The sequence below is a fragment of the Nostoc sp. KVJ3 genome (genome assembly GCF_026127265.1).
Lineage (GTDB): Bacteria > Cyanobacteriota > Cyanobacteriia > Cyanobacteriales > Nostocaceae > Nostoc.
Genome location: NZ_WWFG01000001.1, coordinates 1601378 through 1616734 on the forward strand (window position 1 = coordinate 1601378; position 15357 = coordinate 1616734).

14 protein-coding genes are annotated in these 15357 nt (G+C 42.4%); 9 read left to right on the top strand and 5 right to left on the bottom strand.

The features are described 5' to 3' along the window. Positions 1-8: 8 nt before the first annotated feature. Together GTQ43_RS06390 and GTQ43_RS06395 are read left to right on the top strand one after the other, a co-directional pair. Positions 9-230: a hypothetical protein gene (locus GTQ43_RS06390; RefSeq protein WP_265271647.1), complete on the top strand. Its 222-nt coding sequence runs from the start codon at positions 9-11 to the stop codon at positions 228-230. Positions 231-430: 200 nt separating this feature from the next. Then, a complete protein-coding gene (locus GTQ43_RS06395) occupies positions 431-718 on the top strand; it encodes a GIY-YIG nuclease family protein (protein ID WP_094345140.1) in 288 nt (95 codons plus the stop codon). 74 nt (positions 719-792) lie between these two features. Here GTQ43_RS06395 and GTQ43_RS06400 read toward each other — a convergent pair whose 3' ends face one another. Then, positions 793-939: a hypothetical protein gene (locus tag GTQ43_RS06400; protein ID WP_265271650.1), complete on the bottom strand. Its 147-nt coding sequence runs from the start codon at positions 937-939 to the stop codon at positions 793-795. Positions 940-1040: 101 nt separating this feature from the next. On the opposite strand from GTQ43_RS06400, the gene GTQ43_RS06405 reads away from it, so the two are divergent. Further along, positions 1041-3359: an AAA family ATPase gene (locus GTQ43_RS06405; protein ID WP_265271651.1), complete on the top strand. Its 2319-nt coding sequence runs from the start codon at positions 1041-1043 to the stop codon at positions 3357-3359. 1051 nt (positions 3360-4410) lie between these two features. On the opposite strand, the gene GTQ43_RS06410 is transcribed toward GTQ43_RS06405, so the two are convergent. Then, positions 4411-4728, bottom strand: coding sequence for a hypothetical protein (locus GTQ43_RS06410; protein ID WP_265271652.1), 318 nt, complete (start codon positions 4726-4728; stop codon positions 4411-4413). 520 nt (positions 4729-5248) lie between these two features. Here GTQ43_RS06410 and GTQ43_RS06415 point away from each other — a divergent pair. Beyond that, positions 5249-6331, top strand: coding sequence for a class I fructose-bisphosphate aldolase (locus tag GTQ43_RS06415; RefSeq protein ID WP_265271653.1), 1083 nt, complete (start codon positions 5249-5251; stop codon positions 6329-6331). 160 nt (positions 6332-6491) lie between these two features. Here GTQ43_RS06415 and GTQ43_RS06420 read toward each other — a convergent pair whose 3' ends face one another. Both GTQ43_RS06420 and GTQ43_RS06425 read right to left on the bottom strand, forming a co-directional pair. Then, on the bottom strand, positions 6492-7925 hold the full coding sequence (locus GTQ43_RS06420; protein ID WP_265271654.1) for an inorganic phosphate transporter: 1434 nt from the start codon (positions 7923-7925) through the stop codon (positions 6492-6494). A 339-nt stretch (positions 7926-8264) separates the two neighbouring features. Further along, on the bottom strand, positions 8265-8933 hold the full coding sequence (locus tag GTQ43_RS06425) for a ribonuclease T2 family protein (protein ID WP_265271655.1): 669 nt from the start codon (positions 8931-8933) through the stop codon (positions 8265-8267). Positions 8934-9117: 184 nt separating this feature from the next. On the opposite strand from GTQ43_RS06425, the gene GTQ43_RS06430 reads away from it, so the two are divergent. The 5 genes from GTQ43_RS06430 (at position 9118) to GTQ43_RS06450 (ending at position 14333) form a co-directional block, all read left to right on the top strand. Further along, positions 9118-10284, top strand: coding sequence for a pyridoxal phosphate-dependent aminotransferase (locus GTQ43_RS06430; protein WP_265271656.1), 1167 nt, complete (start codon positions 9118-9120; stop codon positions 10282-10284). 652 nt (positions 10285-10936) lie between these two features. After that, positions 10937-11152, top strand: coding sequence for an antitoxin family protein (locus tag GTQ43_RS06435; protein WP_190890230.1), 216 nt, complete (start codon positions 10937-10939; stop codon positions 11150-11152). Between the two features lie 7 nt (positions 11153-11159). After that, positions 11160-11585: a type II toxin-antitoxin system VapC family toxin gene (locus GTQ43_RS06440; RefSeq protein ID WP_265271661.1), complete on the top strand. Its 426-nt coding sequence runs from the start codon at positions 11160-11162 to the stop codon at positions 11583-11585. A gap of 321 nt (positions 11586-11906) precedes the next feature. Next, positions 11907-13478 carry a metallophosphoesterase family protein gene (locus GTQ43_RS06445; protein ID WP_265271663.1) on the top strand — a complete coding sequence of 524 codons (1572 nt, stop codon included), beginning with the start codon at positions 11907-11909 and terminating at the stop codon, positions 13476-13478. Positions 13479-14027: 549 nt separating this feature from the next. Then, complete coding sequence (locus tag GTQ43_RS06450) at positions 14028-14333, top strand: hypothetical protein (RefSeq protein ID WP_265271665.1); 306 nt, start codon at positions 14028-14030, stop codon at positions 14331-14333. A gap of 43 nt (positions 14334-14376) precedes the next feature. Here GTQ43_RS06450 and GTQ43_RS06455 read toward each other — a convergent pair whose 3' ends face one another. Next, positions 14377-15303, bottom strand: coding sequence for a phosphodiester glycosidase family protein (locus GTQ43_RS06455; RefSeq protein ID WP_265271667.1), 927 nt, complete (start codon positions 15301-15303; stop codon positions 14377-14379). Positions 15304-15357 lie beyond the last annotated feature (54 nt).

The window sequence follows — 15357 nt, forward strand, 5'->3', positions numbered from 1 at the left end:
GAGTAACTATGAAAGCACACCGAATTGAAACAAAGTTAACTAAAAACGGAACCTTGATTATTGAGGATTTACCGTTTCAAGCTGGGGAAGCAGTTGAAATTATCATTCTAGAAAGTCACACTCATCCCCAAGAAGCGAATTTGTATCCTTTGCGTGGCAAACAACCATACCATTATGACGATCCTTTTGAACCTGCCGTGCCTTTGGAAGATTGGGAAGTCTTGCAATGATAAATTTAAATTGTCATTGCGAGGAGGAACGACGAAGCAATCGCAAGGTTTTAGGATTGCTTAACTTTGTAACCTACATCTTCTCCAAAGGAATACGCAATGACAAATGTTTGAGGACATGATATTACATATAATTTTGCGGTTACAAATATAATAAAAATTTGTTATGACTGACTTTCTATCCCAAATAAGGATTAGAAATGAACAAGCAATATTATTTATATATCATGACGAATAAGTATAACACTGTGCTATATACAGGAGTAACCAACGATTTACAAAGGAGAGTTTATGAACACAAAGAAAAAATAATAGAAGGATTTACTAAAAAATACAACATCACCAAATTAGTCTATTATGAAATATTTGAAGATGCCTATACAGCCATTAGTAGAGAAAAACAGATTAAGGCAGGTTCCAGACAAAAGAAAATTGATTTAGTGAATAGTATCAATCAAGAATGGAGAGATTTATACGATGCATTATAAATTTTGCTGGTGTAAATTGCGATCGCACCAAGGTAAAGCACAGTAATCCTCGCCTTTGCGATTGCTTCATTCCGCTAACGCTGCATTCGCAATGACATATTAACAAACAGTTTGTTATTGCGATCGCACCAAGGTAAAGCACAGTAATCCTCGCCTTTGCGATTTAATTGCGATCGCACCAAAGTAAAGCACAGCAATCCTAGCCTTTGCGATTGCTTCATTCCGCTAACGCTGCATTCGCAATGACAGAATATGTCATTGCGAGGAGGAACGACGAAGCAATCGCAATGACACAGAGTATTAAATAAGGAGTGCAAAAACGTTGACCTCACCACAACTACCCCCCAACGCCTACACCGATGCACCCCAGCAGCACCCAAACTTAATCCTCGGTAGTCTGCAACTACTTTTCTGGCTTGTTTTTCGCCCCTCAGCTTGGCGTAACCACCTCAAGCGTATTGACCGTATTTTAGACACCGACTCCTCGCTGATTATCTTGTTGAGACAAGGGCGATGGCGAAACCTTGCTCTGTGGCGGTTTTTCATCCAGGGATACTTCATCTTGCCTATCCTGGCTAACTTACTGCTGGGCTTAATACTGTGGGCATTGGGTGAACCAATCACAACTATACTTATTCGTGTAAAGTACGGCGTGGCGGTAGGCGTGGCGGTAGGCGTGGCGTTCGGCGTGGCGTTCGGTGTGGCGTTCGGCGTGGCGTTCGGCGTGGCGGTAGGCGTGGCGGTAGGCGTGGCGCTAGGCGTGGCGTTCGGCGTGGCGGGAGGCGTGGCGGTAGGCGTGGCGCTAGGCGTGGCGGGAGGCGTGGCGGGAGGCGTGGCGTTCGGCGTGGCGGTAGGCGTGGCGTTCGGCGTGGCGTTCGGCGTGGCGTTCGGCGTGGCGGTAGGCGTGGCGGTAGGCGTGGCGGTAGGCGTGGCGGTAGGCGTGGGAATAACTATTAATTCATGGCGACCTGTTTTATCCTTTCCATTTCTCATTCTCTGGAATTATCTCCTCTATAGATTAGATAAAGGGCGTAATGTTAGAAGCTCTTGTTTATTGCGCTTTCACTCTGCCTTCTGGGATGAGTGGCAGCGTTTATATCTGCCCAGCTTGGATAAGCATCTCCTATTTGTCATCGAAAATAACCCAGTTGAAGGCAAAGCTGCCTTAGAATATCTCAGTACCAGCCCCCAACGCTGGGCGGCTCAAGCTGTACAAATTGAACTAGATGCACGCAGTTTACAACGCTGTGCAGATGTTGAAGCTATTCGTGAAGCTCATCGCAGCTTGGTAATTGGCGAACTAGAGAATGAAGTTAGCCCTTTGCTACGAATCTTTAGCCGCATCAGTGAGGATGTAGATGCTGCCCTCAATCAAGCAAGTGCTTATAACCAGCGCTTACCCCTCAGAGATGTTGCAGATAAATTAAATCTACACTTGCAGAACTTTGCTCGCAGCAGCGACAAATACACAGTCCGTTTCTACCCTATTATCAAAAGTTGGCGTGAGATAGTCACCAACTATATAAAAGAACTGGCTAAAATTACTGAACTCCGTCAAGAAATTGACTCACCTTACATCATCGGCGTACCCCTCACACTAGAGCAAGAAATTTTCACTGGGCGTAATGACATTGGCTTACGCATGATCGAGCAACTACTTTTAGACTACCGTCGTCCACCTCTGCTACTATACGGTCAGCGACGCATGGGTAAAACTTCCCTCCTCAACAACATCGGCAAGTTACTCCCCAATTCCATCATCCCGATGTTTATAGACTTGCAAGGCGCACCTTCATCAGCTAGTGACCATGCGGGTTTTGTCTACAACCTGGCTAGAGAGATGGAGAAGTCAGCGAAAAAGCAAGGTGTAACTCTACCGTCCCTAGCCCGCGAAGTGTTAAAATCTGACCCCTTCACTTATTTTTATGAATGGCTAGATAAAGTAGAACAGGCTTTAGAAGAAAATACTGTCTTACTAGCCCTAGATGAATTCGAGGTGCTAGACAACGCCATAGCCAAAGGTCGCTTTGATGAACAGGATGTTTTGGGAATGCTGCGTCACCTCATCCAACATCGCCCCCGTTTTAAGATTTTACTGGCTGGCTCTCATACTATCGAAGAATATCAGCGCTGGGCTAGTTATCTAATTAATGTCCAAGTAGTGCATATCTCCTACCTCAAAGAAGCGGAAGCACGACAATTAATTGAACGTCCCGTCAAAGATTTTACCCTGCGCTACGAACCCAACGCTGTTGAGCGAGTTCTACAACTCACCCGTTGTCACCCATTTTTAGTACAACTACTCTGTGCGGAAATTATTGTTCTTAAGAATGAGCAAGACCCTTCTATCCGGCGATTGGCAACTTTAGCGGATGTGGAAGCCGCGATACCAGAAGCTTTGCAAAGTGGTAGTTTTTTCTTTGCTGATATTCAAAATAACCAAGTAAACGCAACTGGACAAGCTATTCTACGTTTTATCGCCGCTCAAGGGGAAGGAGCTATAGTTAGCCGTCAAAGGTTATTACAAGAGTTCGCCGATGCTGATATTACTTTCAGCTTGCTGTTGCAACGCGAGTTAATTGAGGAAGTTGCCGACGGCTATGGCTTCCAAGTGGAGTTGATTCGTCGCTCGTTTGTTTGAATCATGTCCAGTAAATTATGTCATTGCGAGCGAAGCGAAGCAATCGCAAGGGCTAGGATTGCTTCGCTCCGCTCGCAATGACTGTAATTATTTTTGTCCGACTACTTATAAAAAACTCGTTAACGGAGTTCAAAGACTCGTTCACGAGTATAAAAGACTCGTTAACGGAGTTCAAAGACTCGTTCACGAGTATAAAAGGCTCGTGAACGGAGTTCAAAGACTCGTTCACGAGTATCAAAGACTCGTTAACGGAGTTCAAAGGCTCATTCACGAGTATCAAAGACTCGTTAACGGAGTTCAAAGGCTCATTCACGAGTATAAAAGGCTCGTTAACGGAGTTCAAAGACTCGTTCACGAGTATCAAAGACTCGTTAACGGAGTTCAAAAATGTAAGAACTACAACCAAGTAACCATGCAGAATTAATTACAGTCATTGCGAGCGAAGCGAAGGCGAACAGCGTCTCGAAGAGAAGCAATCCTAGGGCGTGTTTTCAAACTGCTCGTTTAGCCTCTTAACTTTTTAGATCCCCCTAAATCCCCCTTAAAAAGGGGGACTTTAAGAGACTCTTTGCCCCCCTTTTTAAGGGGGTTGGGGGGATCTAAGACTTTGAAAACACGCCCTAGCCCCCGCGTTCGCGAAGCGTGTCCGAAGGACTTATGCTTCATTTCGCTATCTCTACGAGACGCTACCGCGTTAAGCGAAGCTATGCCGAAGGCTTTACGCTCCATTCGCAATGACATTGTGTAATTAATTTTGTTTAACTACTTATTTTGAATACTGCAAGTTAGTAAAGTGGTGCGTTACGCCAAAGGCTAACGCACCCTACCAAAATTATTGCTAAAAATAGCAGTTAGAATACACCTACCTCAGAGGATGTTTTAAAAGTGATTGGCTGTAATTTTAGGCACTTGTTGATCCCCCCTAACCCCCTTAAAAAGGGGGGAACCGGAATCAAAGTCCCCCAATTTATCGGGGGATTTAGGGGAATCTAAAACTTTTTGCTACTAACCAGAGGACTTTTAAAACATCCTCTCAGACTTAGGTGGAGCTTTAGTGTTTTTGCTGGCGTAATTGGTCTACTATATATTCTTCTAGTTCTTGTTTTTCTCTGTTACTAGCATTTCGTTGATAAGTTCTTCCTGTTTCTTGTATAAACTTACGTTTCTCGCTTGGGGAAGATTTGAGTTTACCTCCAGATGCTTGCAGCTTTTGCTGTAATTCTTCCCAAGTCTTATCACCTACACTTTCACCTAGTTTGACTAGTACCTTTGGGAGTAATGTTTTTGCTTCTCTTTGAAAATCTTCTTCTGTCTCAAGGGAAGCTAAATCTATATTGCTGAAGTCGATATCAATTTGAAACTTACTCATAGAATTGTATTTGTTCTTTTAACGATTGTTAGCACAATAAGGGTCTACCGATATTACTTAGAGGTTGTTTGAAAAGTATTTAGCTGTGATTTTAGGCACTTGTTGATCCCCCCTAACCCCCCTTAAAAAGGGGGGAACTGGAATCAAAGTCCCCCAATTTATCGGGGGATTTAGGGGGATCTAAAACGTTTTGCTACTAAGAAAAGGACTTGTTCATTCATCCTCTTAGAGTACTCCAAGTAAAAAAATGCCCAATTGTCATTGCGAGCGTTCGCGAAGCGTTTCGTAGAGACGCTTCGCGAACGCTCGCAACGACGGGTTTTGGATCATTTATTTTTTGGAACACTCTTAACGACTTGATTGTTGTCAAATATTGATTTTATCGATTTTTAAAGAATAATTTAAGACTTTTATATCAAAAGGAATATATATCTCGTTAATGGAAGCTTAAACAAGTTACCAGTATTAAAAATGCTATCTTAAAGGCAAGGTCATTTGCTCAATTTTTGAGGAAAACACTATGACTACAACGCTCATACAGGCTAATTCTATCGAGTCATTGCTGGGTAAAGAGGCTGAAGACCTGCTTAGTTACAAAGCAAAGGTTTCTCAGGATTTACTACATTTGCCGGGGCCAGACTTTGTAGATCGAATCTGGCTCAATAGCGATCGCAATCCTCAAGTATTGCGTAATCTCCAGTTACTTTATTCTACTGGTCGTCTGGCAAACACAGGTTATCTCTCGATTTTACCAGTAGACCAAGGGATTGAACACTCGGCAGGTGCGTCTTTTGCGCCCAATCCGATTTACTTCGATCCAGAAAATATTGTTAAACTAGCGATCGCCGCAGGTTGCAATGCTGTTGCTACCACTTTGGGGACATTAGGTATAGTTTCGCGCAAATATGCCCACAAAATCCCTTTTATTGCCAAAATAAATCACAACGAATTGCTGACTTTTCCCAATCAATTTGACCAGGTATTGTTTGCTGATGTGGAACAAGCTTGGAATCTAGGGGCGGCGGCGGTAGGTGCAACAATTTACTTTGGTTCGGAGCATTCTACCAGACAAATCCAAGAAATCAGTAAAGCTTTTAAACGCGCTCATGAATTGGGTTTGGTGACAATTCTCTGGTGCTATCTGCGGAATAACGCCTTTAAACAAGACAAAGATTACCACCTTGCGGCTGACCTCACCGGACAGGCGAATCATTTGGGCGTGACGATTGAAGCTGATATCATTAAACAAAAGTTACCTGAAAATAACAATGGTTACGGTGCAGTTGCCAAAGCCAGTGGTAAGAGTTACGGCAAAACCGATGAGCGGGTTTACACAGAATTGACTACCGATCACCCAATTGATTTAACTCGTTACCAAGTACTGAATTGCTACTCTGGGCGTGTGGGGTTGATTAATTCTGGTGGCGCGACTGGTAAAAATGACTTCGCGGAAGCAGTTCGCACTGCTGTAATCAACAAACGCGCTGGTGGTTCAGGATTAATTTCTGGGCGAAAGACCTTCCAACGTCCCTTTGACGAAGGCGTGAAGTTATTTCACGCCATTCAAGATGTTTACTTGTCGCCAGATGTGACGATCGCTTAGGGAGTAGGGAAGAGGCAGGGGGCAGGGAGCAGGGGGCAGGGGGCAGGGGGATGAGGGGAATTATTTAACAAGTTTCTTCCTTGTCTCTTCACCATACCCAATGCTCAATGCTCCATGCCCCATGCTTCATTGTCTTACTTCAAACCCAGAACATTTAAAACTATGTACAAGCCCCTGCGTATGTAGCAGAGCCAAGCAATACACAAACGGGTAATGTCAGCACCCACGCTAGTAGTAGATTTCTCAGGGTATCCATCTGCAAGCCAGAATGATTAGCCGCCATTGTACCTGCTACACCAGACGACAAGACGTGAGTGGTGCTGACTGGCAAACCGAAATAATCCGCAGCACCAATTGTTGTCATCGCTACTAGCTCGGCGGAAGCTCCTTGAGCGTAGGTAAGGTGGTCTTTGCCAATCTTTTCACCCACTGTCACCACAATCCGCTTCCAACCAATCATTGTGCCAAGACCGAGTGCAATGGCGACGGCAAATTTCACCCAATTGGGAATGAATTTGGTTACTTTATCCAACTGACTTTTATAGCTGCTAAGTGCCTCTTCTTGTTTAGGATCGGTAAATTTTTTCTGCTTGTCCAATTTCCCAATTGTTCCAGCAACTAGATACATATCGGTTCGTAATGAGCCAAGTTCATCCTTTGAAAGCTGTTTGAAACTTGTCTTACCAGCAAGCTTATCTCCAATTATCTGACTTTCGGCAGCAAGGGCGGCAAAGGTTTTGTTGTTAGCTTCGGCGGTTGGTTTAAGGAAGTTGGAAAGCTCATCTGTAATATTTTGGCTACTTAACGATGTTCCAGGTGCTTGTTGTTGCAGTACTGGAACTACAGAGTTTGATGTAGCAATCAACTGAGCGATCGCTCCCGCATCGGTATCTATATTCAGTGCAAACATCCCTGGTAGAATGCCTACTAAGATAAGCATGATCAAACCCATACCTTTTTGACCATCATTTGAACCGTGGGCGAAGCTCACACCAGTACATGTCAAGATTAATAAACCACGTATCCAAGTTGGCGGTGCTTTACCATGATCTGGCGCACGATACAATTCTGGTCGTTTAATCAGTATTTTTGCCAGTATTAACAGTAGTGCAGCACAGGTAAATCCGACGATTGGCGAAACCAGTAGCGATGTAAAAACTTCCTGCGCCTTTGCCCAGTTCACGCCCTCGCCAAAGACATGACCCGAAGATAACATTGAATTGGCTAAACCAACACCCATAATTGAGCCAATCAATGTGTGTGAACTGGATGCAGGTAAACCCAAGTACCAGGTTCCCAAGTTCCACATAATCGCCGAAATCAAAAGTGCAAAGACCATTGCAAAACCTGCACTTGAGCCAACATTGAGTACCAATTCAACGGGAAGTAGGGCAATAATACCAAAAGCAACTGCTCCAGTTGATGTCAGCACACCAATTAGGTTCCAACAGCCTGACCAAACAACGGCAATATTTGGCTTCAGGGTGTTAGTGTAAATGACTGTGGCAACTGCATTTGCAGTATCATGAAAACCATTGACAAACTCGAAGGCGAGTGCAAGACTCAGCGCCAAAGCTAGAAATAAGTATTCCATTTAGCACTCCTAGTAAGAGAAAAGAATGCAGTCTGACAAAAATAATTTGTGTTGCAAAAAACTATTAAAACTGGGAAAAAAAACTGGGATTCTTGCAATTGGGCAGCTAGACAAGAAGTTATGGTTATAAATACAACTTTTTCCTGAATAGACTATCTGATTGCATCTGCTATCTCGAAATAAGAATAGGTTCTGATTACAAATGAAGATTAGAATAAATAGGTTAAGGAAGAATTAATATTCAGTAAATAATAGATTAATAAAATTCAATTCATAGTTGTGGGGAGCAGGGGGATGGAGAATAACTAGTGCCCCATGCCCCATGCCCAATTCCCCGTTTTATCTAACGTTTCTCACTAAAAAATCTGGTTGACCACAACTTTTTTGCGATCGCTTCAAAATCTCGGCGCTACAAGTACCAGGTTCACCATTTTTAGAATAACAAAAGAAGACTTCTTGCAAAAATCTTCCCGAACCAGAACAAAAAGGTGCTATTCCATCGGCAGTAATGTTATTATTCGCACTCACAAAGGAATTTTTAAAATTTGTAGTTGTGGTACGCACGGGTTTATTAGGACGATTATAAGCTGGGGGAATAGCGATCGCATCTTTTAACTTTTTACTCAATCCCAAGTATTCCGCAGGAGTTTTCCCCGAACAAGTACCATGTTTTTCCCATTCATGATCGTAAAGTTTATTACTAGGATACAAATTGGGGAACTGCCGCTTTACTTCCGACGGTAATTTTTGCGTGGAACAATTAGCCGGATAACCAGCTTGGTATTGTGGCCACAAACCATGTAGTACAAAACCAAGTTTCTTTCCAGAACCACACTGCTGCTGATCGCGGCTACCGTTTGCTGCACAATAATCTGGCGACCAAGAAAGTGTCAATACATAAAAATCAAATTTACCTGGAGTACCGCGATTTTGAGCAATGGCAGCATTAGGTATAAAAAGACTAGTAAATAACAGAGAAGATGCGATGAGAAGTTTCTTTAATTGCATAGAATTAGTTTTCTCTAAAATCAAAACACTACGTAAAGTACATTGTTAAGAGTCACGGGTCAAGAATCAGTAATTATTCGTAATTCCTAGTTCCCAACCTCCAACGAATTTAGAAAAAGCAAATCTTGGTAGGGATTCTGGGATATCCTTAGATCAGTGAAAGATTTGCCAAAATATAGTAAGAATGAAGCTGGCAGCAAGAGTAAGTCAGGTAACACCTTCATTAACCTTAGCGATCGCAGCCAAGGCTAAGGCACTGAAGGCGGAAGGAATAGATGTTTGTAGTTTTAGCGCTGGAGAACCAGATTTTGATACCCCAGCGCATATTAAAGCCGCAGCAGTCAAAGCTTTGGAAGAAGGCAAAACCAAATATGGTGCAGCAGCCGGAGAACCAAAGTTAAGGGAAGCGATCGCCCATAAGCTTAAAATTGATAATGGTCTTGATTACAAGTCCGAGAATGTCATTGTCACCAATGGCGGAAAGCATTCTCTGTACAACTTGATAGTGGCGCTAATCGATCCAGGTGATGAGGTCATTATCCCTGCACCCTACTGGCTAAGTTATCCCGAAATGGTGACTTTAGTCGGTGGAGTATCGGTAATTGTGCCCACAGATGCCACAACGGGTTATAAAATTACTCCCGAACAACTCCGTAAAGCAATCACGCCGAAAACGAAGTTATTTATCCTCAACTCCCCATCTAACCCCACAGGGATGGTTTACACGCCAGCCGAAATCAAAGCACTGGCGCAGGTAATAGTTGATGCAGATATCTTAGTTGTCTCTGATGAGATTTACGAAAAGATTCTCTACGACGGTGCAGAACATATCAGCATCGGTTCGCTAGGGAAGGAAATTTTTGACCGCACTTTGATTAGTAATGGATTTGCAAAGGCTTATTCCATGACTGGGTGGAGACTTGGTTATTTAGCGGGGCCAGTGGAAATCATTAAAGCCGCGAGTACCATCCAAGGGCATAGTACATCTAACGTGTGTACCTTTGCTCAATATGGTGCGATCGCAGCGCTACAAAGTTCCCAAGATTGTGTCGAAGAAATGCGCCAAGCCTTCGCCAAACGCCGACAGGTAATGCTAGACAGACTCAACGCCATTCCTGGATTGAGTACCGCCAAACCAGATGGCGCGTTTTATCTGTTCCCTGATATCAGCAAAACCGGTCTAAAATCCCTAGAATTTTGTGACGCTTTGCTAGAAAAACATCAAGTTGCAGTTATTCCCGGAATTGCTTTTGGCGCTGATGACAATATTCGCCTTTCCTACGCCACAGATATGGCGACGATTGAAAAGGGAATGGATCGATTAGAGAAATTTGTCAAGTCACGGATCTAGTTATAGCAGGAGGGAGGAGGTAAAAGTATTACTATTCCTAGCTTTCAAAATGTCCTAACCTGTGTGACTACGGCTATAGTTGTCATTTGTAGTTTATGAAGAGAATTTATTAACTCTTCAAATTCTTAACTCCACCTTTTCGACTCATGAAAGGGTGGAGTTTATTGCAATACGGTTATTTGATGAACATATATAGATCCCAAATCCGCGATAAATCGCCGTCAGGACAAAGGACTAATTATTGTAAAGACGGCGATTTATCGCGTCTTTCTTAGAGGCTGTTTGAAAAGTTTTTTTTATACGCCTAACCCTTGGAGATCCCCCTAAATCCCCCTTAAAAAGGGGGACTTTGATTCTTCCCCCTTTTTAAGGGGGTTAGGGGGATCAACTAGTGCCTAAAATCACAGCCAAATACTTGTTCATTCAACCTCTCTCTCATCGCGTCTCTCTCATCGCGTCTCTTGCCTTAACCCAACAGTATTGGAGTTTATTGTATTTTTGAAACATTCTATTGAATCAATATTAGACAATCCTAAATAATCGATATAATTCGTAAGACAGCTATAAGTATCTTTACTAGTTATTGCGTCGTCTACTCTACCTGTATTGTTACAACCAGCTTAGGATAGACTAAAAGTACTTTTTGCGAAAAATGGTAGAAAAAATCACAGCTGTGTTTAATGGCAAAGTCTTCTATCCGGCTGAACCGATCGCACTGCCAATCAATACCCGCGTGCGAATCAGTATCGAAATTTTACCGCCTAGCGAACATGAAACGGTATCATTTCTGCAAACGGCGCGATCGCTCAACTTAGATGGGCCAGCTGATTGGTCTACCAATATAGATAAATATTTGTACAGTAAGTAAATTTTCCATGCATTCTGAAGTCTTTCTTGATACATCATTTGCCATTGCTTTATCTGCACCGAGCGATCGCTTGCATGACCGAGCCTTACATCTGGCTAAAATGTTACAAGCGGCAGAAACTCGTTTGGTGACAACACAGGCGGTAATGTTGGAAATTGGCAATGCCTTATCCCAACAACCTTATCGTCAGGCGGCAATTATATTATTAAATTCTCTAGTAGCTGACTCGAAAGTAGAAATTGTCCCCCTCTCCCAAGAACTCTACGAACGTGCTTTTGAACTATATCGCGAACAAACTAAAAGAGAATGGGGATTTGTGGATTGTGTATCTTTTATTGTGATGGAATATAGCGGAATCACTGAAGCACTAACTGCTGATGAGCATTTTCAACAAGCGGGTTTTCGGGCATTACTGCGAGAAAATTTGCCTTAAGATTGAAAATGGGGAATTGGGGGCGTTGCTGAATCGAGGTATGAACTTGAATGTAGAGACGTAAAATTTTCTTCTCTACAAGGATTTTTCACCGCAATGCACAATCGTTTTCATACCGTAATCGGCAACGCCGGAATTGGGAATTGCTTATTTAGAAATGATATCATCTCCGCTTGATTGCTTATTAAACCCGAAGAACCCCTCCCCGCAAGCGGGGAGGGGTATGGGTAATTTGGCGCACATGATATGACTAATAACTAACGACAATTAAATATTTCGTTACAATCAGCGTGTGCATTAGGCATTCAAGAGTTATCAGCCATGAAATTGATTTCCGATCCACCGATTCCTGTGAAAATCCAAAAAATGAAGGAACGGGTGCGGTGGATGCATCCAAGTTTTGTGCAACGGGGAATTGACCAAACCAGCATGGTTATTGACGATCGCAGGGAAGATAGTCCAGAATTTTCCTTTATGGTGATTGGTGATTCTGGTACTCAATCCCATTATCGACACCACCCCCAGCGAAAAGTTGCCGAATTGATGCTGCCTCACCGAGATGATTGCAGTTTTGTGTTGCACACAGGCGATGTAATCTATGTGGTTGGTTCCCAAGAATATTATTCAACAAACTTTATTGAACCTTACCGGGAATTTCTTGTCGGTGGCGACAACCCGAAAAGCATTCTCTACGATCGCATGGTGTTTAATCTGCCGTTCTTGCCAGTACCTGGTAATCATGATTACTATGATGTACCCTTGATGTATCGTTTATTGACTGGAACAACATCTTCATTACGTCGCCTGTTCCGCTACAAAGATATCGAGATCGGCTGGCATGGATCGTATCAAGGAAATGCTTATGCACGAGCATTTATGGATTATACCCAAGCGATCGCTTCCCCACAAGAATTAGAACGTCATTTAGATCGACACTATACTGCTAAAACTGACACAGGGCGGTGTTTGCGTTATGAACCCGGACAGTTTACCCGTTTACCCAATCGCTATTACACCTTTCGTTATGGCGGGATTGACTTTTTCGCACTGGATTCTAATACTTTTAATACACCATCACCTTTACCTGCAACTCAAGAGGGAGAAATTTATCGCCGGGAATTGCAAAAGCGTCGCCAGGAAATAGATCGAGAAGAATTGCAGATTTTGGGAATATGCGATCGCCTCAACCCAGATAAACCTGCCGAAGCGGAACAACTTGATGAACTTAGCGCCAAATTAGATCAAATAGACGAGATCAAAATCGATATTGAAAAACAATTGGCATCTCAGAAAATGGCTGCGATCGATTTTGAACAACTTGAATGGTTGCGAAGCAGACTAATCGAATCTTGGAACACCTCAGAAGTGCGTGGACGTGTCATCTTTTTCCACCATCCACCTTACGTTACTGAGGCTACTAAGTGGAATCAGGCACAAACCTTAGCGGTTCGCCATCGTTTGCGCTGGGTGTTTGAACAAGTAGCAGAAACTCTTGGTTCTCTAATTAAAGAACGTCCCATAGTCGATTTGATTTTAAATGGTCACGCCCACTGTTTGGAGCATCTTTGCACAACTGATACCGGATTTGCTGACTCTCACATTAACTGTATTATCTCTGGTGGTAGTGGTCATCGTCCCCGCTATCAACGGCGAGAGGGAACTGAATTGATGGAGATTTTTACAGAAATTGCAGGTAAACCGACTCGGAAAGTTGCTGATTCAATGCTTTTTGTGGGTCGTCATGATTACAATTTCCAGAATCGGCGGCCTTACTCATGTGTGCGGATTGATGTTTTGGATGGTAGCCCGCCCAAGTTTATCATCAGACCACTGGTTACTGAACGGGTTGAAGATGAGTGGTGTAACCGCGAACTTGAACCTTTTATGATTTAAACAGGAATATGTAGCGTTTTTCAGGTAAGAGTGTTCCAAAAAATAAATGACCCAAAACCAGTCGTTGCGAGCGAAGCGAAGCGTCTCGTAGAGAAGCGAAGCAATCCCAAGGGCTGCGATCGCTTCACTCCGTACCCTTCTCCTTCGGAGACGCTATTCGCGTTCGGGTTCTCCAACGGAGTACACAATGACAAGTGTTTAACCGGACATCATATAAGTAGTCAGACGGAATTAATTACACAATGTCATTGCAAGCAAACTGGCATAGCGTTCACAGAAAGTAGCGTCTATTGCTCCTGAGATAGAGATTAGGATCTCAAGTCAAGGCATTATGTCATCATAAATTTAATTTATCTTTTTAAGAATAAAGACTATTTGATTTTATTCCCCAAGTCGCTTTATCCTGAAATCAGCAAACTATACACTGTAAGGAACTTCCAAATTAAAAAACATCCAAAATTTCATACAACAATCCTCTCCCTTCTCCATTTCTCTGTGCCCTCTGCGCCTCTGCGGTTCGTTATCAGACCCAAAACAAGTGTAACGATCGTGAAACTTTTCCAAATCACTCTCGTGGTCTTAGTACTTTTAATCAACTTAGTAATTGCTTTCCCCTCTTGGGCAGAAAAAGCGCCTAATTTAACTAGCAATCCTGACCATTTTCAAGTAGGGCAAAAAGTCATTTGGCTTTACAAAGCTCGTGCGGATTCTAGCAATATCCAAAGAATCCCCGCTGAAGTAGTCCAGTTAAGTTCCAAGCAAGTGCAAATCAAGGTGTACAAAGATAATCACGAATTTGTTAATCGTTGGGTTAATCCAAACAAGCTGGAGAATTCACCAAAAGTTAAAGGTTGAAAGTAGGTAAATTTCCGCCACAGGGTAATATTCCTCAACCATGTTATTTTTTGTAAATCAAAAAAACTGAACCAATCGGCCCAAGATTTTCTACATAAGTTTTCTGATTATAATTCAATCCTGGAGACATCCCTCCATCAAATAAAATTCCTTCTTGAATCTTACCTAAACAGTTATTGCTCGCAATACCTTCTAGGACATTATCAAACATATCTGGTAGTAATTCTTGATTAAGTTGAGATAATTCAATCTCTGAATTAGCTTTCAAGTCATTAACTAATAGTATTACATAGCCTCGATCGGTGATAGCTGCCAGAGAGCGATTAGTTGCATTTTTACAAGCAAATTCTCCCAAGTCTTGACAAATATTCTTAAACTTACCCTGACGGTAGAATCTGCCATTACCACCCACTAAATTGTAATTGAGAATATCGCTATTTCTTCTACCAGCCTGGATAGTAGCCTGTCGCTGGCTGGGTGTACCTCCTGATATGCCAAAAGAAGAACGTTTATTTTTAAATGCTCCTGAATACTCTACGCCACGAGAAATATTTAAGCCTTGTGGTTTATTATCAGTACCTATATAGTCGGCATTAATTGCGGCAATGGGTAGCTGTCCATTTAATTTGGCATTCTCATCACTGATGAGTTCATGAAACTGTTTTGGGATGTATTCTTTACGGAGTTTACCTTTAGCATCTTTGGCGTAGAGTTTATGAGATAGACCAACATTAACTTTGAAATCTAATTCTGGTGATTTGGGATTAAGAATAATCACATTATTAATACCTCTGGGATTTTTTTTACCTTGATTATTGGTTTTAAAAAAATCAATACTAAATTTAGCATCTTTGCCAGGGCAAGTTTTAGATACTTTTGAGATTGAATTTGCTTCAATTTCTTGACAACCTGATAATAGGCTTGCACCAATTATCAAGATAAATAACAAAAATAATTTCTTGGTTGACATAGTTATACAAAAAAACCGCTACAGAATTACTATAGCGGGGAATAATTTAAAATT